The sequence below is a fragment of the Pseudomonas sp. 14P_5.3_Bac1 genome (assembly GCF_025466135.1).
Lineage (GTDB): Bacteria > Pseudomonadota > Gammaproteobacteria > Pseudomonadales > Pseudomonadaceae > Aquipseudomonas.
Genome location: NZ_JANLOF010000022.1, coordinates 26,573 through 53,280, shown reverse-complemented (window position 1 = coordinate 53,280; position 26,708 = coordinate 26,573). Strand labels below are relative to the sequence as shown.

General features: G+C 62.7%; 21 protein-coding genes. 18 read left to right on the top strand and 3 right to left on the bottom strand.

The window, feature by feature from the left end:
• Positions 1 to 187 precede the first annotated feature (187 nt).
• The 18 genes from NTD89_RS05370 to NTD89_RS05285 all read left to right on the top strand — a co-directional run bounded on the left by NTD89_RS05370 (position 188) and on the right by NTD89_RS05285 (position 21,908).
• Positions 188 to 1,843, top strand: coding sequence for a (2,3-dihydroxybenzoyl)adenylate synthase (locus NTD89_RS05370; RefSeq protein ID WP_262206659.1), 1,656 nt, complete (start codon positions 188 to 190; stop codon positions 1,841 to 1,843).
• Positions 1,840 to 2,595: a thioesterase II family protein gene (locus tag NTD89_RS05365; RefSeq protein ID WP_315975604.1), complete on the top strand. Its 756-nt coding sequence runs from the start codon at positions 1,840 to 1,842 to the stop codon at positions 2,593 to 2,595. Before NTD89_RS05370 ends, NTD89_RS05365 begins: the two co-directional genes overlap by 4 nt.
• Positions 2,595 to 2,900, top strand: a complete 306-nt coding sequence (locus NTD89_RS05360; RefSeq protein ID WP_145160509.1) for an isochorismate lyase — start codon at positions 2,595 to 2,597, stop codon at positions 2,898 to 2,900. The genes NTD89_RS05365 and NTD89_RS05360 overlap by 1 nt, the downstream gene beginning before the upstream one ends.
• Complete coding sequence (locus tag NTD89_RS05355) at positions 2,897 to 4,294, top strand: isochorismate synthase (protein WP_262206658.1); 1,398 nt, start codon at positions 2,897 to 2,899, stop codon at positions 4,292 to 4,294. Before NTD89_RS05360 ends, NTD89_RS05355 begins: the two co-directional genes overlap by 4 nt.
• Before the next feature lie 84 nt (positions 4,295 to 4,378).
• Complete coding sequence (locus NTD89_RS05350; RefSeq protein WP_242196949.1) at positions 4,379 to 5,107, top strand: helix-turn-helix domain-containing protein; 729 nt, start codon at positions 4,379 to 4,381, stop codon at positions 5,105 to 5,107.
• Positions 5,108 to 5,289: 182 nt separating this feature from the next.
• Positions 5,290 to 6,354: an SDR family oxidoreductase gene (locus NTD89_RS05345; RefSeq protein ID WP_262206657.1), complete on the top strand. Its 1,065-nt coding sequence runs from the start codon at positions 5,290 to 5,292 to the stop codon at positions 6,352 to 6,354.
• Complete coding sequence (locus NTD89_RS05340; protein ID WP_262206656.1) at positions 6,351 to 7,616, top strand: aspartate aminotransferase family protein; 1,266 nt, start codon at positions 6,351 to 6,353, stop codon at positions 7,614 to 7,616. The genes NTD89_RS05345 and NTD89_RS05340 overlap by 4 nt, the downstream gene beginning before the upstream one ends.
• Before the next feature lie 16 nt (positions 7,617 to 7,632).
• Positions 7,633 to 8,076 carry a type II toxin-antitoxin system RatA family toxin gene (locus NTD89_RS05335; RefSeq protein ID WP_145160499.1) on the top strand — a complete coding sequence of 148 codons (444 nt, stop codon included), beginning with the start codon at positions 7,633 to 7,635 and terminating at the stop codon, positions 8,074 to 8,076.
• Between the two features lie 3 nt (positions 8,077 to 8,079).
• On the top strand, positions 8,080 to 9,222 hold the full coding sequence (locus NTD89_RS05330; protein ID WP_262206655.1) for an acyl-CoA dehydrogenase family protein: 1,143 nt from the start codon (positions 8,080 to 8,082) through the stop codon (positions 9,220 to 9,222).
• The gene (locus NTD89_RS05325; RefSeq protein ID WP_145160495.1) at positions 9,219 to 10,046 is read left to right on the top strand and encodes an SDR family NAD(P)-dependent oxidoreductase; all 828 of its coding nucleotides are present in this window, start codon (positions 9,219 to 9,221) and stop codon (positions 10,044 to 10,046) included. The genes NTD89_RS05330 and NTD89_RS05325 overlap by 4 nt, the downstream gene beginning before the upstream one ends.
• A gap of 10 nt (positions 10,047 to 10,056) precedes the next feature.
• Positions 10,057 to 11,007 (top strand): fatty acid desaturase family protein, encoded by a 951-nt coding sequence (locus tag NTD89_RS05320; RefSeq protein WP_262206654.1) that lies wholly within the window; start codon positions 10,057 to 10,059, stop codon positions 11,005 to 11,007.
• Between the two features lie 62 nt (positions 11,008 to 11,069).
• Entirely contained in the window at positions 11,070 to 11,876 is an 807-nt protein-coding gene (locus NTD89_RS05315; protein ID WP_242196963.1) for a DUF3050 domain-containing protein, read from the top strand.
• A 27-nt stretch (positions 11,877 to 11,903) separates the two neighbouring features.
• Positions 11,904 to 12,971, top strand: coding sequence for an HlyD family secretion protein (locus NTD89_RS05310; protein ID WP_145160489.1), 1,068 nt, complete (start codon positions 11,904 to 11,906; stop codon positions 12,969 to 12,971).
• Positions 12,968 to 14,485 carry a DHA2 family efflux MFS transporter permease subunit gene (locus NTD89_RS05305; protein ID WP_262206653.1) on the top strand — a complete coding sequence of 506 codons (1,518 nt, stop codon included), beginning with the start codon at positions 12,968 to 12,970 and terminating at the stop codon, positions 14,483 to 14,485. The genes NTD89_RS05310 and NTD89_RS05305 overlap by 4 nt, the downstream gene beginning before the upstream one ends.
• A 22-nt stretch (positions 14,486 to 14,507) precedes the next feature.
• Complete coding sequence (locus NTD89_RS05300; protein WP_262206652.1) at positions 14,508 to 15,851, top strand: TolC family outer membrane protein; 1,344 nt, start codon at positions 14,508 to 14,510, stop codon at positions 15,849 to 15,851.
• Positions 15,852 to 16,059: 208 nt separating this feature from the next.
• Positions 16,060 to 17,301: a multidrug efflux RND transporter periplasmic adaptor subunit MexE gene (mexE, locus tag NTD89_RS05295; RefSeq protein WP_145160484.1), complete on the top strand. Its 1,242-nt coding sequence runs from the start codon at positions 16,060 to 16,062 to the stop codon at positions 17,299 to 17,301.
• A gap of 15 nt (positions 17,302 to 17,316) precedes the next feature.
• Entirely contained in the window at positions 17,317 to 20,496 is a 3,180-nt protein-coding gene (locus NTD89_RS05290; protein WP_145160482.1) for an efflux RND transporter permease subunit, read from the top strand.
• Entirely contained in the window at positions 20,493 to 21,908 is a 1,416-nt protein-coding gene (locus tag NTD89_RS05285) for an efflux transporter outer membrane subunit (RefSeq protein ID WP_145160480.1), read from the top strand. The genes NTD89_RS05290 and NTD89_RS05285 overlap by 4 nt, the downstream gene beginning before the upstream one ends.
• 291 nt (positions 21,909 to 22,199) lie before the next feature.
• On the opposite strand, the gene NTD89_RS05280 is transcribed toward NTD89_RS05285, so the two are convergent.
• The 3 genes from NTD89_RS05280 to NTD89_RS05270 all read right to left on the bottom strand — a co-directional run bounded on the left by NTD89_RS05280 (position 22,200) and on the right by NTD89_RS05270 (position 26,605).
• Complete coding sequence (locus NTD89_RS05280; protein WP_262206651.1) at positions 22,200 to 23,900, bottom strand: aspartate:alanine exchanger family transporter; 1,701 nt, start codon at positions 23,898 to 23,900, stop codon at positions 22,200 to 22,202.
• Positions 23,901 to 23,969: 69 nt separating this feature from the next.
• Entirely contained in the window at positions 23,970 to 25,400 is a 1,431-nt protein-coding gene (locus NTD89_RS05275) for a glutamate decarboxylase (protein ID WP_262206650.1), read from the bottom strand.
• 188 nt (positions 25,401 to 25,588) lie between these two features.
• The gene (locus tag NTD89_RS05270; RefSeq protein WP_262206649.1) at positions 25,589 to 26,605 is read right to left on the bottom strand and encodes an AraC family transcriptional regulator; all 1,017 of its coding nucleotides are present in this window, start codon (positions 26,603 to 26,605) and stop codon (positions 25,589 to 25,591) included.
• Positions 26,606 to 26,708 lie beyond the last annotated feature (103 nt).

The window sequence follows — 26,708 nt, the reverse complement described above, 5'->3', positions numbered from 1 at the left end:
GCCTGACCTGAGTGAGGAGGAGGCTTTTAAACCGTAAACCTCCCTGTTTAAAGCCGCTGTGTATTTCATCTAATGAAAAAGTCACAGGTCCGAAAGCCTTGGCGTTGAGAAGCTGCCGGCGAAAGACAATGATAATAGATCTCATTTGGACATTTGTAGCCAGTTATTTCTACAAATAGGGGATTCCATGTCATTGCACACCTGCGCACGCGATTCAGACACCGTTGACGATGCGCCAGACTGGCCCGCCGCGTTCGCCGAACGCTACCGGCAGGCCGGTTACTGGCAAGACCAGACGTTCGCCCAGGCACTGGAGACGGTGGCTGCACGCACCCCATCGGCGATTGCCATCACTGACGGCCCGTTACATCTGAACTACCGCAGCCTGGCGGACCGTTGCCGGCGCCTGGCTGGCGGATTGCGTGCGCTGGGGGTGGCGGCAGGCGATAACGTGGTGGTGCACTTGCCCAACGGCAGCGCGTTTATCGAAGTGTGCTTTGCGCTGTTCCGCCTCGGCGCCCGGCCGATCCTCGCCCTGCCCGCCCACCGTCAGCACGAGATCGGCGGTTTTTGCAGGTTTGCCCAGGCCACGGCCTACATCGGCTGCGCCGAACTGGACGGCTTCGACTGCCGTGAAATGGCGCGTCAGTTGGCCGCCGAGAGCATGCATCTGCGCCACGTGGTGATCGACGGTGACGCGCAGGCATTCATCGCCTTGAGTGCGCTGTATCACCACGAGCCGCTGGAGCAGGACGCCGGTCGCCCTGACGCCGTGGCGTGTTTCCAGCTGTCGGGCGGCACCACCGGCACGCCCAAGCTGATCCCGCGCCGCCACGCCGAATACCTCTATAACGTGCGCGCCAGCAGCGCGGTGTGCGGCCTGGACGCGCGCACGGTGTACCTCACCGCGCTGCCCATGGCGCACAACTTCACGCTGTGTTGCCCGGGCGTCATCGGCACCCTGCTGGCCGGTGGGCGTGTGGTGTGTACACGTCGCTGCGACCCTGAAAGCTGCTTCGCGCTGATCAGCGAGCAACGCGTCACCGTCACCGCGCTGGTGCCGCCGCTGGCGATGTTATGGCTGGACGCCCAGGCCCAGCGCCAGGCCGACCTGTCGAGCCTGCGCCTGCTGCAAGTCGGCGGCGCAAAGCTGCTCGGCAGCGCAGCGGCACGTGTCACGCCGACTCTGGGCTGCACCTTGCAACAAGTGCTGGGCATGGCCGAGGGCTTGCTGTGTTTTACCCGCCTGGACGATCACCCCGATCACCTGCTGCATACCCAGGGCCGCCCGCTGAGCGCCGATGATGAAATTCGCATTGTCGATGAACACGGCCAAGCGGTGCCCGACGGCGAGGTCGGCGAGCTGCAGGTGCGCGGGCCATACACCATTCGTGGCTATTACCGCCTGCCCGAGCACAATGCCAAGGCGTTCACCGCCGACGGTTTTTATTGCAGCGGTGATCGGGTCCGGCGCACCGCCGAGGGTTACCTGGTGGTTGAAGGTCGCGACAAGGACCAGATCAACCGTGGCGGCGAAAAGGTCGCCGCCGAAGAAGTCGAAAACCTGCTGATCAGTCATCCGCAGGTGCACGACGCCGCGCTGGTGGCGATGCCGGATGCGGTGCTGGGCGAATCCACCTGTGCGTTTATCGTCGCCCGCGACCCGGCGCCGTCGGCGTTTGCGCTCAAGCAGCACTTGCGTGGCCAGGGCCTGGCCGCGTTCAAGGTGCCGGACCGCATCGAATTCATCGCGCAGTTCCCGCACACCGGCGTGGGCAAAGTCAGCCGCAAGGACCTGCGCGAACGCCTGCGCCAGGCCTGGTTGCAGAGCGCCGCCTCGTGAGCCGCTGGGTCCGCGCCTACTGCCTGACACCCATGCCGCGCTGGCGCCTGGTGTGTTTTGCGCATGCCGGGGGCAGTGCGAGTTTCTTTCGTGACTGGGTCAACGCCCTGCCCGCCGACATCGACCTGTTGACCATCCAGTACCCGGGCCGCGAAGACCGTTTCAGCGAGCCGTGCCTGACTGACATGCAGCGCCTGGCCGACGGCGCCGCCCATGCCTTGCAGGGTTACGCCGACCGGCCACTGGCGTTGTTCGGTCACAGCCTGGGTGCGGTGGTGGCGTATGAAGTGGCCGCACGCCTGGAGCAACGCGCAATCGCCGTCGACCACCTGTTCGTGTCCGCCCATCCGGCGCCACACCGCCAGCGCGGCGGGAATCTGCACCTGGGGCCGGATGCGGCGTTGCTCGACGACGTGCGGCGCTTGTCCGAGCGGCCCAACCCATTGCTGGACGACCCGGCCCTGTGCGAACTGTTCCTGCCGGGCCTGCGCGGTGACTACCGCGTGGTTGAAACCTACACCTGCGCGCAACCGCAGCCGCTCAACAGCCGCATCACGGTGTTCTACCCAGAGCAAGACCCGGAAATCGAGCTGGATGAAGCCCATGCCTGGCAAGCCGCCAGTCATCAGCCACTGCACCTGCAGCGCTGGCCCGGCGGCCACTTTTACCTGATTGAGCAACGCCAGGCACTTATCGACGCTATCGCCGCGACGCTGCTGACCCTATCGCCCGCCCTGAAGGAAACCTGTTGATGAAAACACCCGACGCCTGTGATGGCCTGCCGGACATCCGTCACGCCATCGATTCACTGGACCACCAGATCATCGAACTCATGCGTCAACGCATGGCTTACGTCAAAGCCGCTGCACGTTTCAAACCGAGCGAAAGCAGCATTGCCGCGCCTGAACGCGTGGCCCAGATGCTCCCGCAACGCCGCGAATGGGCCGAGCAAGCCGGGCTGGATCCGCACTTCATGGAAACCCTGTTCGCCCAGATCATCCACTGGTACATCGGCCAGCAAGTGCTGCATTGGCGCGCAACGAGAACACCGGCATGAGCGCCTTTACGCAGCTGGAGGGCCATGCCGCCGGCCTGACCGAGGTGTTCGAATGCGCTCGCCAGCGTGCTATCGAACACGGCAAACCCGTGCTGGCCAGTTATGCACTGAACATCACCGCGCTGGACCTGCTGGCGCTGTTCGAACGTGTCGACGAGCCGCACGCCGAGTGCCTGTTCTGGCGCGCGCCGGAAGATGACAAAAGTCTGTTCGGCTGGGGCGTGGCGGCTGAACTTATCGGCGCCGGTGCTCAACGTTTTGCCACGGTGGATGCGCAATGGCGGGACTGGCTCGAAGGCGCCGTGGTCCACGGCCCATTGGCGCCGACGGTGTGCGGCGGCTTTCGGTTTGATCATCAGGTCAAGGCCAGCCCTGCGTGGCAGGGCTTTGGCGATGCCTCGCTGCTGTTGATGACGCTGTTGCTGGTGCGCGACGGCGATGCCTGCTGGCTGCTGTGCCAACAACGGGTGGCGGCCGACGATGTGGCGCAGCGCTGCTGCGAGCACGTGTTGAATCAATGGCACGCGCTGATGGACCGCTACGTGTCCGGCCCACGCCCCACGGCGGCGCCCCACCACACCCGTGACCAGTGCCTGCCGCGCGCGTGCTGGGAAAGTAAGATCGCCCACGCCCTCGAGGTGTTGCGCGACACCCCATTGCAAAAGGTGGTGCTGGCGCGAGAAGTGCTCAGTGAATTTTCCCGGCCTATCAATGCCGGCCGCACCCTGGCGACCCTCGCCAGCAATGACCCCGGCGCTTATTTGTTTGCCTTTCGCCGATACCAGGCGTGCTTCATCGGCGCGTCTCCCGAGCGCCTGGTCAAGCTGCACAATGGCCACCTGCAAACCCTGGCGCTGGCGGGCACCACCCGCCGCGACCCCAACCCTGAGCACGACGCGCAACTGGCGCACGCGCTGCTCGCCTGCGAAAAGAACCAGCACGAACACGCGGTGGTGGTGCAGATCATCCAGCGCGACCTTGCGCCGTGGGTGGCCCCGTTGCAGGTTCCGCCCGCGCCGCATATCAAGCGCCTCAGCCGCGTGCAACACCTGGCCACGCTGATTGAAGGGCCGCTGCACCCGCGGCGCAGTTTGCTGGACATGGTTGCGCTCCTGCACCCGACACCCGCGGTCGGCGGCCATGAACGCCAACAGGCGCTGGAGCATATCCGCCAATTCGAGGGCTTTGATCGTGGCTGGTACGCGGCGCCGCTGGGTTGGCTGGACGCACATGGCAATGGCGAATTCATCGTCGGCCTGCGCAGCGCCCTGTTAAAGGGCAACCAGGCTCGCCTGTTTGCGGGGTGCGGGATCGTGGAGCACTCCGACCCTGCCTGCGAATACGACGAAACCTGCATCAAACTGGCCGGCATGCGTGCGGCGCTGCAACGCTGACTGCGCGCCCGGAGCTTGAATCAAGACCTGTGCAGGCCTACCCTGCACACGGAAAACTCACCCTTCGAGTCAGGAAGACCTTACATGTGGGACGGCAGCGTTACTTTTGGCGATTCATGGGCCGGTTACATCGGTCGCGCGGATCAGAACTCTGCCCATTCCCATGTCGCCATTCAGCTGTGCATCGGCGTGCACCAACCGGTCACCCTGGAATTGCCCGGCCAGTTGATCCGCGCGGCGGGAGTGATCATCGGCCCCAACGTCGAACACCGCGCCGTGGCCGACAGTCATCCGGTGGCGTTTGTGTACGTCAATCCGGACACGCCACTGGGCCGTGCACTCAACGCATTGCTGCAAGACAATGGCATCGCCCTGGCCAGTGACGAACTGCTGGAGTGCTTTCGCGGTACCACGTCCCTGCCCCAGTTTGTCGACGCGCTCGCGCGTTTGCTGGCGATTACGCCGCCCATCGACCAACGCCTCTATAAAGCCTTGAACATCCTGCGCCTGGACCGCGACGGTCCCGGTTCCGTCAGCCGCGCCGCCAATGCGGTCGGCCTGTCCAGCCCGCGCCTGCGGTGTGTGGCGACGCACCAGATGGGCGTTTCCCTGTCCCAATGGATCATCTGGAACAAACTCGAGCGCGCCTCCAAATCCCTGGCCGGCGGCGCCAGCTTGTCGGACGCCGCCGCCGATGGCGGGTTCTCCGACCAGGCGCACCTGGCGCGCATGATGCGCCGCATGATCGGCATGACCCCGCTCACGGCGGCCAAGGTTTTGCGCAAGACAAGCGTTTCGTTCAAGACGCGGTGATATCAAAAGGCCAATATCGATCGCATCTTATTCGCGAAAACGTTAAGCGCTGACTGCCTTCCCCCAACGCACGTCAGCGCCACCGAAAGTGGATACAAGAGTGTTCGCCAGGGGCACGTGTGCCTGGGATTCGGCGGAACGCACCGTTAATTCTTTCGATGAGTCCGCAGGAAGCGTCCTACATGTCAGAACAGCAAAAATTAACCGTCCTTCTCACAGGAGGCTCGGGCGTACTCGGCGAGTCACTGATCGACTGCCTGGCAGAGGATTTCAACCTGGTCTGCCTGGCGCGCAAAAGCCGCATCCGCCACCCGCAGGTGCAAGTGCTCAGCGGTGATATCTGCCGCCCCCGGCTGGGGCTGGCTGCCGAGGATTATGAAGCGCTGCTGCAACGCGTCGACTGGGTCATTCACGCCGCAGCGGTCACCCGCATGGATGGCGACATCGACCAGATCTTTTCGGTCAATTACCTGGGTACCGAAAACGTCGTGCGCTTTGTGCAGCAAGCCAAGGTGCCGCTCTATCACATCAGCACCGCCTTCACCCACCCATGTGACTACTACGAAGGCGTGCAGGCCGAGACACCGTACGAAGTCGCCAAGCGCCAGGCCGAAACGCTGGTGCGTTCTTCCGGTATCGACGTGTCGATTTTTCGCCCGTCAATCATCATCGGCAATTCCGACACCGGGCACATGCCCAACTTCCAGGGTTTTCACATGACCATGGGGCTGATGATGTCCGGCGTGCTGCCTATCGTGCCCTGCCCGCCTGCCGGCTACATCGACCTGATTGCCCGCGACGTGGCGGCGCAGGCAGTTGCCAACGCCTTGCACCGGCGCTTGATCGGCGCGGACTACTTCCTCACCAGCGGCCCACAGGCGCTGGACCTCACCGGCCTGCTGGACCTGATGTGCGAGTCCATGCAAGCCCAGGCGCAACCGTTCACACGGCCTCGCTGCATGGCGCCGGACATCTATGAGCGCCTGATCCGGCCGGTGTTTCTGCCGGCACTGACCGGTGCCGTCCAGGCGGCACTGGGCCGCGCCAACCAACTGTGCCGCTATGCCTGCCTGCGCACGCCGCTGCCCACTTCGTTGCCCGAGTTGCTCGGTGAGCCGGCCTTCGGTGCACGCGACGTCAGCCGCGAATTGCTGCTGTCACTCAATCACTTGGCCCCCAAGCTCGGCGCCTTGACGCGGATGCTCAAACAGCCGGTTCCACCTGTCGCAGAGGCATCCGTGGCATGAACTTGCACCTGACAGAACTGGAACCCGCCGCCGACGCCGCACAGATTGACCAGTATTTTCGCCAGCATGTGAACTCGGGCTACGCACGCCTCGCGTCCTTGATGAACTTGCCGATCGAACACTCAAGCCAGGGCGTCTACATCTATGACAGCCAAGGCCGTCAGTACCTGGATGCCGGCGGCTATGGGGTGTTTTTCCTCGGCCACGGCCATCCGGTTGTCGTGGATGCCGTGACCCGCCAACTGCAGCAAAACGCGCTGGCCAGCAAGCTGCTGCTCAACCCGCAACAAGCCTTGGCCGCGCAAGCGCTGGCAGCGCGCTGCCCGGGTAACCTGGACTATGTGTTCTTTTGCAATTCGGGCGCCGAAGCCACCGAAGCCGGCCTGAAACTCGCCCGGCTTAACGGCTGCCGTCGCACGCTGTCGACGCTCGGCGGTTTCCACGGCAAGACCCTCGGCGCGCTGGCCGTTACCGGCCGCGAAAGCTACCGCGAACCGTTCAGTGGCCTGCTCAGCGAAAGCGCATTCGTGCCGTTCGGCGACAGCGCTGCGCTGGAACAGCAACTGCTCGCCTCGCCGGAAAAAGCCTGCGTGATTCTCGAGCCGATCCAGGCCGAAGCCGGCGTGATCCTGCCGCCACCGGGTTACATGACGCGGGTACGCGAGCTGTGTGACCAGTACGGCGCCGTGCTGATCATCGACGAAATCCAGTCCGGCCTGGGCCGTACCGGCCATTGGTGGGCGTGCGATCAGGAACAGGTGGTGCCCGACATCATGCTGGTCGGCAAAAGCCTGTCCGGCGGCTGCGTGCCGGTCAGCGCCATGGTCTCCAGCGCGGCCATTTATGCGCCGTTCAACCGCAACCCCACGGTGCACACCTCGACCTTTGGCGCCAACCCGCTGGCCATGGCGGCCGTGCAGGCCACGCTGCAGGTGATGGTGCAAGAAGACCTGGTGGCGCGGGCACGGCTGCTGGGCCAGGACCTGCACGCACGTTTCAGCGCGCTGTTGCAGCGCATGGGCCTGGCCGAGCGCGTCACGCTGCGCAGTGCCGGCTTGCTGCTGGGCTTTGAGTTCAGCGACGCCTCGATCGCCGCGAATATGGTCATGGCCCTGATCGAGCAGCACATCATCGTGTGCCACTCGCTCAATGACCACCGTGTCGTGCGGCTTACACCGTCGCCGCTGCTCACCGCCCAGGACTGCAACTGGTTGATCGAGGGATTCGCCCAGGCGCTCACCACCTCTGTCTCACCCCTTTGATCTTTGGAGTTACCCCATGCAAGAAGTCAATGTCCAGGCACATATCCCCCATGCCTGCGCTGATGAAGTCTTCGCCGTGATCAGCGACTTCAGCCACTACGTCGAGCTGTGCGACTCGGTGCGCAATATCACCATCAACAAGGTCAGCGACGACGTGTCGTTCACCTCCTGGGAGGTCAACTTCCACAGCGGCATTCTCAAGTGGCAGGAGCGCGACACGTTCAACGCTCAGACCCGCGAGATCCACTTCGAGCAAATGGCCGGCGATGTCGATCACTTCTCGGGCACCTGGCAAGTCCTGCCCGATGGCAAGGACGCGATTATCACCTTCACCTCGCGCTTTGACCTGGGCCTGCCGATGCTCGCCGACATGCTCGACCCCGTCGCGCAGAAGGCCATTCGCGAAAATATCCACTCGATCATCACCGGCCTGTTCCCGGCGAGCTACCTGAAGGCCTGAGCCATGTCACTGTCATTGTTAAACCGCTCGCGCGCCTTGCTTGACCGCTACGCCCCGGAATTTGACGCGCGCCTGGCCGCCCTCGCCGTCGCCGAACGCGAAGCCCCCGAGAGCAGCGTTATTGCCCTGTTCAAGCAACACGGGCCGGTCGGGCTGCTGGTCAACCGCGCCGCCGGTGGGTTGGGTGCAGGCATCCTCGATGCCGTGCATGTGCAGATCGCCCTGGGCGCGCGGTCGCCCTCGCTGGCGGTGGCCAGCACCATGCACCAGTTTTCGGTGGCGAGCCTGTTGGCGCTCACCCAAAACGGGGGCGGCGCCGAAGGCCTGTTGCTGGCGGCCGTTGCACAGAACCGTTTGTTGCTGTCCTCGGGGTTTGCCGAGGGCAACTCGGGCGCGGGCATCCTCGACTCGAACATGCAGGCCGTGCACACCCCCGAGGGCGTGTTGCTCAGTGGCAGCAAAAAACCCTGCTGCCTCGGCCGCTCGATGGACTTGCTCACCGCCAGCTATACCCGCCAGACCCCACAGGGCGAAGAGCTGATGGTGGCGTTGATTCCCGCCAACGCGCCAGGCATCAGCCGCGCGCCGTTCTGGCAGAACACCGCGCTGGCCGCTGCCGAAAGCATCGAGGTACGCCTCAATGAAGTGCTGGTGCCCGAACGCATGCTGTTTTCCGCCGGCTACAAGCACCTGTTGGGCGACGTGCAAACCGTCGGTTTCATCTGGTTCGAACTGTTGATTTGCGCGTCCTACGTGGGTGCCTGCGCCGGCCTGATCGAGACGGTGACCGACGCAGGACGCTGGACCGCGCATCACCGCGTGGACCTGGCGGCCAACCTGCAATTGGCAATCAGCGCGCTGGAAGGCGCGGCGCTGGATATCGAGCGCAACCCCCAGGACCTGCCGAACGTGCTGGCCCGTCTGCTGCTGGTGCGTTATGGCATCGAGCAGCTGCTGACCGAGCTGTCGGACCAGGCCCACGCGATGCTCGGCGGCATGGCATTTATCACCAGCAACCAGAGTTCGAATGGGTTGATGGCCTGCCGCGGTCTGCAATTTCACCCGCCGGCGAAGATCTCGATGGCGAGCAACCTCGACACCTATTTGTCCCACTCAACCTTCAGCATCGCCGGAGCGCACCCATGAACCTGCTCGGAAAAATCATCGTCATCAGCGGCTGCGCGCGTGGCCTGGGCCAAGCCGCCGCCCGCAAACTCAAGCAACAAGGCGCCACGGTGATTGGCCTGGACATTCTGGCGCCGCAGGAGCCGGAACTGCTGGACGGGTTTTATCAGGTCGACCTGTGCGACCGCCGCGCGCTGGCGTCGGTGATCGGCGCTATCTCCACCGATTTCGGCGACATCGACATTCTGGTCAATAACGCCGGCACGCTGACCCTGGAACGCGGTGAAACCGGCATCACCGACGAAGTCATCCGCGCAGTGGATGTAAACCTGTTTGCACCGTGGCAGTTGGTGGCCGGCTTCTTGCCGGGGCTGCTGCGCAAACGCGGCAAAGTGGTCAACGTATCCTCGCTGTTCGCCCTGGTGAATGCGCCTTATGTGGCCGCGTACGCCGCCAGCAAACGCGCGTTGAGCGCCTATTCGGACGTGCTGCGCATGCAGTATCGCGGGCAGCTGGATGTGGTCACGGTGTACCCGGGGTTCATCGACACGGCGATTCACTTGCCGGCCCAGCGGGTGGGGCTGTCGGTCAAGCGCCTGGTGACCTTCAAGCGGGGTGACAAGACCCTGCTGTCTCTGGAAGAAAAACTCGGTGCAGCCTCTGACGGCCTGGTGCGCGCCTGCCGCACAAACGGTTTGCGCAATCGCGGGCTAACCTTCATGGGCACGCTGGCCATGTACACCGCGCGCATCGCGCCAAGTGTGGTCGACGCCTTTATCGCCATGCGCCTGCGCACGCTCACACGCGGCGGGCACCTGGCGCTCAAACCTGAACTGATCGAGTAACGCCTCGCCAATGGCCAGACAACTGCACCCCAAGCCCCAGGTCCGTCTCGACCGCGCCTTGTTCAAGGCGCGCACGGGCGAGTCGCTGCTGATCATCGCTTACGCCGTGAGCCTGTACCTGCTGCCCCTTGCCCTGTTTGTGTGGGTGGCAAACACGGCGCCCACCGTGTGGGTGCTGCTGTGTTCGCCCTTGCTGGTGGTGGCCGGGTACGGATTGTTTCTGCAAGCGATCCTTGGGCATGAAGGCTTCCACTTCAACCTGAGCGGTAACCCGATGCACAGCTGCTACCTGGGCATTCTTACCAGTTCGCTGCTGCCGGGGTTCTGCGTGACCGGTTACTTCGTCGACCATTGGCAACATCATCGCTACAGCAACAGCGCAAAAGACCCGGACTACCGGCACTTCTCGCGCTATCGCACGCTGGCAAGCCGCATCGCGCTGTCGCGTTTGCTCGCAACCTCGAACTACCTGCACGCCACCGTGCGCCTGGCGTTCGGCCCACTGAGCAGCCCTTCGCCGCTGCCCCTGAGCGCGGCGCAGGTGCAACGGCTGGCGCGCTGCAACATCGCCTGCCAAGTGGGCTGGTTGTGCGTGTACGCCGTGGCGCTGTGGCAGATCGACGGGTTGCTGCTGGGGTTTTGCGGGAGCCTGGCGGTGGCGTTTCTGGTGTCGGCTTTCAATGCCTACCAGGAACATGCGTTCAGCGAAGGCGATGAAGCACCGCCTGCGCGCTCGCGCACCTCGCGGCTGTGCACTTGGCTGCACGCCGGCGCGAACTTTCACCTGGAGCATCACTTTTATCCTGCGGTGCCGTGCTGGCGACTGCCAAAAGTGCACCGCCAACTGCTGGACGCGGGCTGGTACACAGACCGGCAGTACTTGCTGGAAAAGCACTTCGTCGCGTCCTTCAAGTACGCCACCAGCCGCCACCCCTACCGTGGAGACACGGTAAACGACTGAACACTCACCCAAACATTCCGAATGGATTTTCCCGCCTGAAGACTCAGGCTGCAGGAGCATGTATGCCTTTTGATATCGACAGCCACATCGAAACCGAACGCGAGCAGTTATTCAGCCACCCGCTGTTCGCCACTATCCGCACGGTTGAAGACGTGCGCACGCTGATGGAATTCCACGTGTTCGCCGTGTGGGATTTCATGACCTTGCTCAAGCGCATCCAGCGCGACCTCACCTGCGTCGAGTTGCCGTGGGTGCCGCCGGTGCACATCACCGCCGCGCGCTTGATCAATGAAATCGTGGTGGGCGAAGAAACCGACGAACACCCGGACGGCGGCTTTATCAGCCACCTGGACCTGTACCTCACGGCCATGGATGAAATCGGCGCCGACAGTTCAGTGTTCCGGCGTTTCCTCGCTGCGATCCAGGCCCAGGTGCCGCTGGCCAAGGCGCTCAGCGACCGCGACATTCCGCTGGCAGCCAAAGTGTTCATGTGCCAGACCCTCGATGTCGCGCAGCACGGCTCGACCGAAGCGGTGCTGGCGTACTTCTTCTTTGGCCGTGAAGACATCATCCCCGACATGTTCGGCCGCCTGCTGTCGCAATGGTCGGTGAGTGAAACCGAGGTGCCGATGCTCACGTATTACCTCAAGCGCCACATCGAAATGGACGGCGACGATCACGGCCCGGCGGCCAAGCGCATCATCGCCGAAATCGTCACCACGCCCGCGCAACACCAGCACATGATCGAAAGCGCCAAAACCGCGATCAACTCGCGCATCGACCTGTGGGATGGCGTGCATCACTTCCTCCAGGAAAAAGCGCAACGCGCCACGGACCGCCCTGTGCGTCAGGTTGAACACAGCGTCTGAGCCTCGCATGAACACAGGGAGTAGGACATGACCAAAGGCAAGCTTATAAAAATGACACTGTGCGTCGCCGTGGTGGGTGGGTTGCTGCTGCTCGGCTGGCAGCGCTGGCAGTATTCCAGCGCCTACGTGAGCACCGACAACGCGGAACTCGACGGCGTGATCATCCCGGTGCGGGCCAAGCTGTCGGGCGTGGTGATGAGCGTGCCGGTGATGGATAACGTCACCGTGCAAAGCGGTGACCTGCTGTTTCAGATACGCGACAGCGAATATCAATACCAGGTGCAGCAGCGCGAAGCACAGTGGCAAGCCTTGCTCGCCGCTGCCGGACGCAGCGGCAGCCCGGGTGCGCTGGACAGCCAGATTCTCGGCGCAGTTGCCATGCGCCAGGCCGCACAAGCGGCGCTGGCACAGTCCAGCGCCAACCTGGAGCAAGCGCGCAACGACTACCAGCGCGCCCGCCGCCTGGGCGCCCAAGGTGTGCTGAGCACTCAGGACCTGGAACTGGCCAAGGCGCGTTTCGACGCGTTGAGCCATGCCCAGGAAGCGGCCCGCAGCAATGCCCAGGCCGCCGCGCAAAGCACGCTGGCCAACAAGGCCGAGCTCAAGGTGCAGGACTATCGGATCGCGGCGGCGCAAGCCGAACTCGAGCAAGCCCGCATCAAGCTGCATGACGCCCGCCAGACTGCGCCGGTGCGCAGTATTGTCTCGAAAAAAGAGGTCGAACCCGGCCAGTTCGTGGTCGCCGGCCAGAAGCTCTTGAGCCTGATTGCCACCGACCCGCTGTGGATTACCGCCAACTTCAAGGAAACTCAAGTTGGCCGCGTACGTGTCGGCCAACACGCCAAGGTCACGGTGGATGCGTTTCCCGGCCACGCCTTCGACGGCGTGGTCGAAAGCCTGGCACCGGCGACCGGGGCGAAGTTCTCGCTGCTGCCCCAGGAAAACGCCACGGGCAACTTCACCAAGGTGGTGCAGCGCGTCCAGGTGCGGATTGCGCTCAAAGACGTGCCGGATGACTACAAGGGCTTGTTGAGCCCCGGCATGAGCGCCTTCGTCGAAGTCGCCACGCCACACAACGCCAGCCAAACGCTATGAGGTCGCCGTACCTGATTGCGTTCACCGTGACGCTGGTGTCGATGATGGAGTTGCTCGACGTCACCATCGTCAACGTCGCGATTCCCAGCCTGATGGGCACCTATGGGGCGTCGGTCGATGAAATCTCGTGGGTCTCCACCGGCTACGTGGTGGCCAACGTGGTGATTCTGCCGGTCAGCGGCTGGTTGTCTGCCTGGTTCGGGCGGCGCCGGTATTACCTGGTCTCCACCGCCGTGTTTGTGCTGGCGTCGGTGGGCTGCGCGTTCTCCGCTGAGCTGTGGCAACTGGTGGCATTTCGCGTGCTGCAGGGGTTGGCGGGCGGCGGCTTGCTGGGGATTTCCCAGGCGATCATCTACGACGTGTTCCCCAAGGAAAAGGTCAGCAGCGGCATGGCGCTGTACGGCGTCGGCGTAATGATGGGGCCGACCCTTGGGCCGACGGTCGGTGGTTACCTGATCGACACCTTGTCATGGCACTGGATCTTCCTGATCAACGTGCCCATCGGCGCCGTGGCCCTGTTGCTGTGCTGGCTGTGTATCGGCGATTCGGCCAACGAGCAAAAACCCAGCAGTGTCGACTACAGCGGTTTCTGCCTGTTGGCGCTGGGGGTCGGCAGTTTGCAGATCCTGCTCGAGCGCGGCGAGCATTGGGACTGGCTGGAATCCAACTGGACGGTGGCCTGCCTGTTGCTGAGCAGCTTCAGCCTGGTGGGGTTTTTCTGGTGGGAACGGCGCGCGGTCAACCCGATCGTCAACGTCGCGCTGTTTCAGAACCGCGAGTTCCTGATGGGCTGCATCTGCGCGTTTTGCGTGGGCTTCGGGCTGTACAGCACCTTGTTTATGGTGCCGCTGTTTTTGCAGACGTTGCTGGCGCAAAGCGCGTACCAGAGCGGGCTGGTGATTTTCCCCGGGGCGGTGGCCAGCGCCATCAGTACCTTGGTGATCGGCAAGCTGTCCCAGGAAAACAAGATCGACGAACGCGTGTTCGTGACCTTGGGCATCGTCATGTACTGCTACGCGATGTTCCTGCACACCCAGTTCACCCTCGACAGCAACCCGGACACGCTGTACTGGCCGCTGGTGATCCGCGGGCTGGGCCTGGGCATGATCTTCGTGCCGCTGACCAACCTGGCCATGCGCCGCCTGCCGTTGACGTTGATCTCCGGTGCCTCGGGCGTATTGAACCTGATGCGCCAACTGGGCGGCAGCGTCGGCATCGCCATCGCTGCAACGCTGCTCACGCGGTTTTCGTGGGAGCACTATCGCCTGCTCTCCGAGCACGTGACCGAATCCAGCCTGATCGCCAATGGCTGGGGCGGCGTGGAATCCAACCCGCTGTTCCTCTCGCTCAGCCTTGCCAGCCATCAACAAGCCTTGGCCCTGATGCCTTACCTGCAAGCGCGTGAACAAGCGCAAATGCTGGCCTTCAGCATGCTGTTCGGCACCTTGGGCGCCGTTATGGCCATCGGCATTCCCATGGTGCTGATGATGCGCAGAAGCACCCTCAGCCGATAATTTTTTTGTGGAGCACCTACCCTTGCGTATTCCAGGGCTGCATCTAAAACACCTCACCCTGCTCACCTGCCTGGGCGGGCTTGCCCTCGCCTGCTGCCCGGCCTCTGTGTCGGCAGAGGACTTGTACCAGCTGTATCAAAAAGCGCTGAGCCACGACATGAAGTTCGCCGCCGCGCAGGCCCAGCAACTGGCCACGGCGGAAAAAGAACCGCAAAGCCGCGCCAACCTGCTGCCGGACCTGTCCGTCACGGGCGGCGCCGCCTGGGTCGATGCCGAGGATTCCAACGATTACCACCGCAACCGCAACAACACCAATGCCTACGCCGTGGTGCTCACTCAGCCGCTGTTGCGCTGGCAGAACGTGATCGCCCACGACCAAAGCAAATTGCTGATCAGCGCCAGCGAAATGCAGACCGAACAGGCGCGTCAGGACCTGATGCTGCGCGTGGCCCGCGCCTATTTTGATGTGTTGCTCAACCAGGAGCTGTTGAACACCCGCACACAACAACTGCAAACCTTGCAGGAAAGCCAGAACCGCACACGGCGTTTACTGGCCGACGGCGCCGCTACCGCCAATGCGCTCGAACAGGTGCAGGCCAAGTACGACCAGGCCTTCGCCGAGCAGATTGCCGCACGCGGCGCGCTGGACATCGCCACCGAAACGCTCACCCAGTTGACCGCCGCCCAGGCGCGGCCGTGGTCGGGCAAGGAGCCGCCATTCAGCGCCCCGGTGCCTGCGGCCATCGGCGAATGGGCAACTACCGCGCAACAAGGCAACCTCGCCGTGCAGCGCGCACAGATCACCCAGCGCCTGGCCGAAATGGACATCGACAAGGAACAGGCCGGCCACTTGCCGACCCTCGACCTGATCGCCGCCCACGGCCGCTTTGCCTCGGTGGGCGGCGATGTGTACGACGTCACGCTGCCGGAAAACCGCTATAACCAGACCGTGGTCGGGGTCAAGTTGAGCGTGCCGCTTTACGGCGGTGGCCGCACCAGCAGCCGCGTGCGCGAAGCCCATGCGCTGCAAAGCAAGGCCCTGGATGAGGTCGAAGACGCGCGCCGCAACGCCGGGTTGATGGCGCGCCAGGCGTACCTGCAAGTCACCAGCGGCATGAGCCAATACCAGGCGCTCAAGCAGGCGCTCAAGTCCAGCCAGGTTAACCTGGCGTCGGTCACCCACGGTTTTGAAGCCGGCTCACGCATCAACACCGACGTGCTGGATGCGCAGCAGAAAGTCACCGACACCCAGCAGCGTCTGGCTCAGCAGCGCTACAGCATCTTGCTGGCCCAATTGAACCTGCTGGCCTCCACCGGCAACCTGAGCGAGGTGCGTTTGCGCGAAGTCAGCCGCCTGCTGGACTGAAAAACCGCGCGGGCGTTCCTTGCAGCCCGCGCAACAGTCTTTTGTCATCACTCCTATTGATAGCTTCCTAACGAAACCCGCATCCTAGAGGGCTAATCTCGCGCTTATATCATTCCGAATGATAGTTACCTTTGCTTCATTCGATTCGTGACATAGCACCTCGCCGCGCATGATCCGCCCATCTCAAATACATTGGCGGATGCACTTCATGGAACAGTCACTCAAACATTTGCGCTTCCCCTTGGCGATTTTGGCCGTGGTGGTGATGAGCGCATGCGGCAAGACCCCAGAACAAGCGGCCGCCATGCCTCCTGCGAAAGTCAGTGTGGCCAAGGTGCTCGAACAACCGGTCAACGAGTGGGACGAATTCACCGGTCGCCTGGAAGCCCCGGAAACCGTGCAGATTCGTCCGCGCGTGTCCGGCCAGATCGACCAGGTGGCCTTCACCGAAGGCGCCCTGGTGAAAAAGGGCGACTTGCTGTTCCAGATCGACCCGCGTCCGTTCCAGGCTGAAGTGCGCCGCCTTGAAGCCCAGCTTGCCCAAACCAAAGCCGCCGCCACCCGTAGCGATAACGAAGCGCAACGTGGCGACCGCCTGCGTCAGAGCAATGCGATCTCCGCCGAGCTGGCCGACTCGCGCACCACCGCCGCCCAAGAAGCCCGCGCCGCAGTGGCCGGGATTCAGGCGCAGCTGGACCTGGCCAAGTTGAACCTGAGCTTTACCCGCGTGACCGCACCGATCAGCGGCCGTGTCAGCCGCGCCGAAATTACCGCCGGCAACCTGGTGACCGCCGACGTCACCGCGCTGACCAGCGTGGTCTCCACCGACAAGGTCTACGCCTACTTCGACGCCGATGAGCGCGTGTACCTCAAATACACCCAGCTGGCGCGCGAAGGTCGTCGCGGTGCAACCACTCCGGTGTACCTTGGCCTGTCCAACGAAACCGGCAACCCGCACCTGGGCCAGATGAACTTCGTCGACAACCAGGTCAACCCGGCCACCGGCACCATCCGTGGTCGCGCCGTGTTCGATAACAGCAAGGGCGAATACACCCCGGGCCTGTATGCACGTTTGAAGCTGGTCGGCAGCGGCACTTACTCCGCCGTGCTGATCAACGACGAAGCCGTCGGCACTGACCTTGGCAAGAAATTCGTGCTGGTGATGGACGGCGACAAGCCGGCGTATCGCTCGGTGGAACTGGGGCCGAAGATCGAAGGCCTGCGCATCGTACGCAGCGGTTTGAACAAGGACGACACCATCGTCGTGAAGGGCCTGCAGCGCATTCGTCCGGGCTCGCCTGTGCAACCTGAAACGATCCCGATGGCCAGCAAGGAAACCCTCGCCGCCTTGGCACAACAACGACAAGCGCTTGAAGCCAGCAACCTGGAGCAAGTGGCGCCGGATAAAGCCGCGCCAAAAGTTGCCAGCGTCGCGACTCCACGCGGTTAAGGGATACAACTCAAGATGAATTTTTCCAAGTTCTTCATTTCGCGGCCGATCTTCGCAGCGGTGCTGTCGCTGTTGATCCTGATCGCCGGCGCGATCTCGCTGTTCCAGCTGCCGATCAGCGAATACCCGGAAGTGGTACCGCCGACCGTCGTGGTACGCGCCAACTTCCCGGGCGCCAACCCTAAAGTCATCGGTGAAACCGTGGCCGCTCCGCTGGAGCAAGCCATCACCGGCGTCGAGAACATGCTGTACATGTCCTCGCAGTCGACCGCCGACGGCAAACTGACCCTGACCATCACCTTCGCCCTGGGCACCGACCTGGACAACGCGCAGGTGCAGGTGCAGAACCGTGTGACACGCACTCAGCCAAAACTGCCTGAGGAAGTCACGCGCATCGGTATCACCGTAGACAAGGCGTCGCCCGACCTGACCATGGTGGTGCACATCACCTCCCCGGATCAGCGCTACAACATGCTCTACCTGTCCAACTACGCGATCCTGAATATCAAGGATGAGTTGGCGCGGCTGGGCGGCGTGGGCGATGTGCAGTTGTTCGGCATGGGCGACTACTCGCTGCGTGTATGGCTGGACCCGAACAAGACCGCCTCGCGCAACCTGACCGCCACCGATGTGGTCACGGCCATTCGCGAGCAAAACCGCCAGGTAGCGGCCGGTGCACTGGGCGCGCAACCTGCGCCCAATGACACCAGCTTCCAACTGTCGGTCAACACCCAGGGCCGCCTGGTCACTGAGGAAGAGTTCGAAAATATCGTGATTCGTGCCGGTGCCAACGGCGAAATCACGCGTTTGAAAGACATCGCGCGGGTTGAGCTGGGTTCCAGCCAGTACGCCCTGCGTTCGTTGATCGACAACCAACCGGCCGTGGCGATCCCGATCTTCCAGCGCCCGGGCTCCAACGCCATCGACATCTCCAATGAAGTGCGCGCCAAGATGGCGGAGCTGAAACAGAGCTTCCCGGAAGGCATGGATTACCGCATTGCCTATGACCCGACGGTCTTCGTGCGCGGCTCCATCGAAGCCGTGGTTCACACCCTGTTTGAAGCACTGATCCTCGTGGTGCTGGTGGTGATCCTGTTCCTGCAGACCTGGCGCGCGTCGATCATTCCGTTGGTGGCAGTGCCGGTTTCGTTGATCGGTACCTTTGCGGTGATGCACCTGTTTGGCTTCTCGCTCAATGCGCTGTCGCTGTTCGGACTGGTGTTGGCGATTGGTATCGTGGTGGACGACGCCATCGTGGTGGTGGAAAACGTCGAGCGGAACATCGAGCTTGGACTGGAACCGTTCCCGGCCACTGAAAAAGCCATGAGCGAAGTGACCGGCCCGATCATCGCCACCGCGTTGGTGCTGTGTGCGGTGTTTATCCCGGCGGCGTTTATCAGCGGCTTGACCGGGCAGTTCTACAAGCAGTTCGCTTTGACCATTGCGATTTCGACGGTGATCTCGGCGTTCAACTCGCTGACCTTGTCCCCGGCCCTGGCTGCCGTCTTGCTCAAGGGGCACAACGCCCCCAAGGACCGTTTTTCCAAGGCGCTCGACAAGGTGTTCGGCGGCTGGTTGTTCCGTCCGTTCAACCGGTTCTTCGAGAAAGCCAGCCATGGTTACGTCGGCACCGTACGCCGGGTGATTCGCGGCAGCGGTATTGCACTGTTCCTGTACGCCGGGCTGATGGTGCTGACCTGGTTGGGTTTCGCCCATACTCCTACCGGTTTCGTACCGGCCCAGGACAAGCAGTACCTGGTGGCCTTCGCGCAATTGCCGGACGCCGCGAGCCTGGACCGCACCGAAGATGTGATCAAGCGCATGTCGGACATCGCCATGAAGCAGCCGGGCGTGGAAAGCGCCATCGCCTTCCCCGGCCTGTCGATCAACGGTTTTACCAACAGCCCGAACAACGGCATCGTGTTCGTGACCTTGAAGCCGTTCGATGAGCGTAAAGACCCGAGCCTGTCGGCCGGCGCGATTGCCGGTGCACTGAACGGCAAGTACAGCAGCATCGAAGAAGCCTACATGGCGATCTTCCCGCCGCCGCCGGTACAGGGCCTGGGCACGATTGGCGGGTTCCGCCTGCAGATCGAGGACCGTGGCAACCTGGGTTACGACGAGCTGTACAAAGAAGTGCAGAACGTCATCACCAAAAGCCGTGGCGTGCCTGAGTTGTTCGGCCTGTTCACCAGCTACACGGTCAACGTGCCGCAGGTTGATGCCGCCATCGACCGCGAAAAGGCCAAGACCCACGGCGTGGCTGTCAGCGACATCTTCGACACCCTGCAGATCTACCTGGGTTCGCTGTATGCCAACGACTTCAACCGCTTCGGGCGTACCTACCAGGTCAACGTGCAGGCTGAGCAACAGTTCCGCCAGGATGAAGACCAGATCGGCCAGCTGAAAGTGCGTAACAACAAGGGCGAGATGATCCCGCTGGCGACCTTTATCAAGGTCAGCGACACCTCGGGCCCGGACCGCGTGATGCACTACAACGGCTTTATCACCGCTGAAATCAACGGCAACGCCGCACCGGGCTACAGCTCCGGCCAGGCCCAGGCCGCGATTGAAAAACTGTTGAAAGAGGAACTGCCCAACGGCATGACCTACGAGTGGACTGACCTGACGTATCAGCAAATCCTCTCGGGCAACACCGCGCTGTTCGTGTTCCCGCTCTGCGTACTGCTGGCGTTCCTGGTACTGGCCGCCCAATACGAAAGCTGGAGCCTGCCACTGGCGGTGATCCTGATCGTACCGATGACGCTGCTGTCGGCCATTACCGGGGTAATCATCTCGGGCGGCGACAACAACATCTTCACCCAGATCGGCTTGATCGTACTGGTGGGCCTGGCGTGTAAGAACGCGATTCTGATCGTCGAATTCGCCAAGGATAAACAGGCCGAGGGGCTCGACCCACTGGCCGCGGTACTCGAAGCCTGCCGCTTGCGTCTGCGGCCGATTCTGATGACCTCGTTCGCGTTCATCATGGGCGTGGTGCCCCTGGTGTTGTCCAGCGGTGCCGGTGCCGAGATGCGCCATGCCATGGGTGTGGCGGTGTTCTCCGGGATGATCGGCGTGACCTTCTTCGGTCTGTTGCTGACGCCAGTGTTCTACGTACTGATCCGTCGCTATGTGGAGCGCCAGGACGCGCGCAAAGCGGCCAAGGCCTTGAAGCTGGAGACACAGCAATGAGCGTGAAAGTCTTTCTACCGAGCTTGCTGGTGCTGGCGCTGAGCGCCTGTGCCGTGGGCCCGGACTACAAAACCGAGAAGCTGGAGGCGGCCAACATCACGGCCGCCGCCGACACCAAAAGTTATGACCACGCCAAGTACGAAGGCATCTGGTGGCAGCAGTTCGACGACCCGACCCTCGACCAACTGGTGACCCAGTCGTTGAGCGGTAACCGCGACTTGCGCGTAGCCTTTGCCCGTCTGCGAGCGGCGCGTGCGATTCGCGATGACGCGGCCAACGACATCATGCCGGTGGTCACCAGCCGGGCCAGCAGCGACGTGGGCAAAGGCCAGATCCCGGGCCAGACCACCAAGCGCGTCAACAGCGAACGCTACGACCTGGGCCTGGACATGGCCTGGGAAGTGGACTTGTTCGGCCGCATCCGCCGCAACCTGGAAGCCAGCGATGCTGATCAACAGGTTGCTGAAGCCGACCTGTACCAACTGCAAGTCACCATGATTGCCGAGCTGGTGGACGCCTACGGTCAACTGCGCGGTGCGCAATTGCGTGAACGCATCGCCCTGGACAACCTGAAGAACCAGCAGGAGTCGCGCACCATTACCGTCAGCCTGCGCGATGCCGGCGTCGGTGATCAGCTCGATGTGGAACGTGCCGACGCACGCCTGGCGGCCGTTGAAGCCAGCGTGCCGCAACTGCAGGCCGAGCAAGTGCGCGAGCGCAACCGCATCGCCACCCTCCTCGGCCAGCGCCCCGACAAGCTGAGCGTGGACCTGAGCCCCAAAGACCTGCCGGCGATTGCCAAGGCGCTGCCCATCGGCGACCCAGGGCAACTGCTGCAGCGCCGCCCGGACATCCTCAGTGCCGAACGCAAACTGGCGGCCGCCACCGCGCGTATCGGCGTGGCCAAGGCCGACCTGTTCCCACGGGTCAGCCTCAGCGGCTTCCTCGGCTTCACGGCCGGGCGCGGTTCGCAGATCGGGTCGGCCGCGGCGAATGCCTGGTCCCTCGGCCCAAGCATCACCTGGGCGGCGTTTGACCTGGGCAGTGTGCGTGCGCGGTTGCGCGGCGCGAACGCCGAGGCCGATGGCGCCCTGGCAACCTATGAGCAACAAGTGCTGCTGGCGTTGGAAGAATCGGAAAATGCTTTCAGTGATTACGGCAAACGCCAGCAGCGCCTGGTCTCGCTGATCCGTCAGAGTGAATCAAGTCGCGCCGCGGCCGACCTTGCGGCGATCCGCTACCGCGAGGGCACGGTGGATTTCCTGGTGCTGCTTGACGCGCAACGTGAGCGTCTGGCCGCTGAAGACTCCCAGGCCCAGGCCGAAGTGGACTTGTATCGTGGGATTGTCGCGATCTACAAGGCCCTCGGTGGCGGCTGGCAGCCGGACACGGTGGTCGCCAGCAGCAAGTGATGTAAAGCGCTCCTTTGGTTGGTCGCATCCAGCCAATTTTTAGCCCCACGCCCCCTTCGGTCGTGGGGCTTTTTTTATGCCTGAGTCGCCAGGGTTAACGCCAAGGTTGTGCTTCAATTTTTCACAGTGATGACTTCATAAGGAAACAGAACCCTGCAGTTTCATGGCGTGTTTGCTACACGGCGCTGCTTGACCCTGTGGCCTATAAGCAAGCAATGGCGGACGCCGGCTGGACCGCCGACGATCAACGCTGCGCACAGTGTGTGGGGCCAGGCGCCTCTTGAGCCGGCGTCAGCGTGCGAGGACCATCGCGAAGTAGCCAAACACCGTCAGCAAAATGCCCGACACCGCATACGCCACAGGAAAACCGATCCAGGGCACGCTGCTGTCGATTTCCTTGGCGGCCTCACGCGCCGGTCCGGAGTGGCTACGCGCGCCCGCCACGCCGCCCATCAGGATCGCCGGGTTGATCTTGAACACATGAAACCCCACCGCCCAGACGATAAACGGCGGAACGGTGCAGGCGACAAAGCCGAGCACAACGACCTTCAACGCGATGATCGGGCTGATTTGTGAAACCAGGTTGGCGCCAGCGTTCACCCCCACGATTGCGACAAAGAAAATCAGCCCCATGTCTTCAAGAATGTTGCGGGCGGCGTTGGGTGTATTACCAAAAAAGCGCACGCGCGACACCAGTGACGAGACGATAATCCCCGACACCAGCAAGCCGCCCGCGTTGCCCAGGCCCACCGCTGCACCGAACGCCGGCACTTGGATCAGACCGATCAGCAACCCCAGCACCATGCCCAGTGACAGCGTCAGCAAATCGGTCGCGGTACTCGGCCGCCCTGCCTTGCCGAGTAACGCCGTGGCTTTGTCGATGGCGGGACGCAAGCCGATCAGGTGCATCACATCCAGGCGTTGCAGGCGTGTTTCCAGCCCCAGGGGAATGGGCGCGCCGCCGCGTTCGATGCCCACCAGTTGCACCTGCCCGGCAATCGATGACTGGCTGAACTGCTTGAGCTGCTTGCCGATCGCATCACGGTGGGTCACCAGAATCACCGCCTCATCCAGCGGGATGTTGAGCGCCCGAGCGTCCGGCACTTCCGGCCCGATCAGGCCCATGTGATCGGTCAGCGCATCGAGGCTGCCGCCCAGGGCAATGATATCGCCCAGTTGCAGCACCAGTGCGGGATCGGCGCCGAGCAACTGATCGCCGCGCTCGACATTCTCAATCTGGTACAGCGCAAATTGCTGGCGGAACTGCGCGATGGTCTGCCCCGCCCATTCACTGTTCACCAATCGGTACGCGCGCAAGTCGAAAGGCCGATAGCCACTGAGCCCGGCGTCATCGACATTGGGCACGCCGTGTTCGACTTCATACGCCTTGGCCGCTGCGCGTGCATCCACCCCCCACCAGCGCGGCAGGTATTTGCAGATCAGGATGATGCCGACCGTGCCCCAGATGTAGGTGATGCCATAGGACAACGCGATCATGGCCGTCGCCGCGGCGACCGTGGTGCCCGGCGGCAACGGGACGACGCCGGAGGTAAGGGCTTGCTCCGCCGAACCAATGGCCGCAGACATGGTTTGTGAACCGGCAAGAATACCGCCAGCGGCGCCCACCGGCAGCGACAAGAGCTTCACACCCAGCACCACGATGCCCAGGCCGAGGAACGACGACAGTATCGCCAGAAAGGTGAATTTCAGCCCATCGCCCTTGAGGCTATTGATAAACGAGGGCCCCACGCGCAGCCCGACGCCGTACATGAACAGGTAATAAAACAGGCTCTTGGTGAAGTTATCGAGCTCGAAATGCACGCCGTAGTAAGACGCCCAGGTCGCAATGGCGCACCCAATGACGATGGCCCCGGCCACCGCCCCCAAGCCATACCCCTTGATGGTGCCGCGCCCGACCCAGACGGACAGGCCGACCACCAGGAACAGCAGAATATAGGGGTTGTCGTGCAAGAAACTGAAGATGGCAGTCACGATAATTCGCACCTGGCAAGGCAAACACTTAGGGCACCGAGCCTCAAGGCCCGGTGAGCGTGAGGAGTGTCAGGCCAGGTTGGGGGTGTCTGCCGGGATCACCGGATCGGCGATCGCGCCGTGGCTGAAACTCGGCCCGGCGTCGGAATTGGCCACCGGGTTTTTCTGCAGATACTCGATAGCCTTGCGCAGGTCATCAAGCAACAGCGCCACCAGGTCGCGGCTCACGCCATGGCGGACCAGGATGCGTTGCACCACGATGTTCTGGCGGTCTGAAGGCAGTGGGTAGGACGCGATCTGCCACCCGCGCATGCGCACGCGCTCGGACAGGTCATACAGGCTGAAGCCATGGTCGATGCCGTCCTTGAGCTTGTAGCAGACCGCCGGCAGCCCGTCTTTGCCGTCATACACCAATTCCAGCGGAGCACACTTGGCGATTTGCGCGGCCAGCCACTGCGCCGTGTCGGAGCAGGCTTGTTGAATACGCGTGTAGCCGTCGCGCCCCAGCCGCAGGAAGTTGTAGTACTGGGCAATGATCTCACCGCCTGGCCGGCTGAAATTCAGCGCGAAGGTCGCCATGTTGCCGCCCAGATAGTCGACATAGAAGATCAATTCTTCCGGCAAATCTTCGGTAGAGCGCCAAATCACCCAGCCCACGCCAAGCGGCGCCAGCCCGTATTTGTGGCCCGAGGCGTTGATCGACTTGACCCGTTCGATCACAAAATCCCATTGCAGCGTTTGCTGGATGAACGGGGCGATAAACCCGCCACTCGCCGCATCAACATGTATCGGGATGTCCAGGCCGAGGTCGCGCTGCATCGCGTCCAGCTCGACGGCCAGCGCGGCCACGGGTTCGTAGATACCGGTGAAGGTCACACCCAGTGTCGCGACCACGCCGATGGTGTTCTCGTCGCAATACTCTCGCAGGTCGGCCGGCAGCAGGCCCAAGGCGTCACCGCGCAAGGGCACTTCACGAATTTCCACGTCAAAATAGCGGGCGAATTTTTTCCAGCAGATTTGCACCGGCCCGCACACGAAGTTCGGCTTGTCAGTCGACAGGCCGGCGGCTTCGCGGCGTTTTTTCCAGCTCCATTTCAGGGCCAGGCCGCCAAGCATGGCCGCTTCGCTGGAGCCTGTGGTCGAACAACCCACGGTTTGCCAGGATTTGGGCGCGTGCCAGAGGTCGGCAATGATGTGCACGCAGCGATTTTCAATCTCGGCGGTTTGCGGGTACTCGTCCTTGTCGATCATGTTTTTGTCGAGGGCGTCGGCCATCAACTGCTTCACTTCGGGCTCGACCCACGTGGTGCAGAAGGTCGCCAGGTTCTGCCGCGAGTTACCGTCCAGCAGCAGTTCATCGCGCACCAGGTTGTAGGCCGCCGACGGCGTGGTCGAGTGATTCGGCAAACGGTACTTGGGCAAGGTGTGCTGGGACGAACCGCTCGAATACACGTCTTCGATGGCTTGGTCTTGGGTTTCTACGGTTTTGTGAAGTGCCATGAAATCCTGCTCTTGAATGAGGGAAATGGCGTAGACGTTGATCGCGACAAGTGCCGATCAGGCTGCGTCAGGAAACAAGCGATGGAACGATTGCGCCGACTATTACACGGACACGGGCGCCGGAGAGTGACCTGGATCATTGAAGCTGCGGGTAACTGCTCGCACAGGCCCGGCAGCGTTCCAATGACCTATTGGCTCAATGCTTCGTTCAATATCAAGCTGCGGTAATGCCCGGGGTTGGACCCGGACCACTTGCGAAACGCCTTGTAGAACGAACTGGTGTCGGCAAACCCCAGGCGCCCGGCGATTTCGGCGAAGCTGACCTGTGGCTCTGCCAGCCAGACAATCGCCAGCTCTTTGCGCACGCTGTCTTTGAGCCCCTGATAGGTCTGCCCTTCATCCGCCAGGCGGCGTCGCAGGGTCGACGCCGAAATACACAAGTTGGCCGCCAACCCCTCGGTTTCCGGCCAGGTATCGGCGGGCATCTGGCGTAGATCGTGCTTGATGCGCGTGGCCAGGCTATCCGGGTCGCGGTACTTGACCAATATGTTGGCCGGCGCATGGGCAAGAAAGCGCTTGAGTTCTTCCGGGCTGCGCTTGATCGGCACGTCCAGGCAGTCTGCAGAAAAGATCATGCGCGTACGCGGCCGATCAAAACGCAGGTTCTCAGAAAACATCACCCGGTAATCGTCGTAAAAGTCCGGTTGTGGGCAGCGCAGCTCAATCGCAAGGATCGGGATGCGCCGGCCGGCCAGCCAACAGGCGACGCCGTGCACAATCATCCAATAGGTGAAGTAGGTAAACGCGCGTTTGGGCGCAGGTTCAGCCAACACGATTTCCGCCAGGCTTTGTTGGTGCACCAATTGCGCGGGCATCTGCTCAAGCATCAGCGACAGAAAACCCAGCCCGGTTTGCAGGGCCGCGCCCAGATTGGGTTGCGCCATGGCGGCGCGGCACAGGAACGCCAGGCTGCCGGACTTGAGCTTGCGCGGGTCCATTCCAAAAAATTCATCATCCGTGCGCCGCGCCAGCAACCGCCACAGGCGTGCATAGGCCGTGGCGGGCACGCGGGCGTCGGACTGGTCGAGCAACGCCGGGTCTATCCCAACCTTGCTCAACGCCTCCACCGTGGCCGCGCCGGGCGCGCAGCTTTGCAGCAAGGCTTCGCGCACAAGATGGATAGAGATGGTGTCTTTTTCCGCCATGGGAATCGGGCTATTCAATGCTGCAAAAGATGGGGTGCATCATAAGGGCGGTTGCGATTCGCCACCACCGTTCAGCCGCAGTTCAGCAAAGCGCAATATTCCC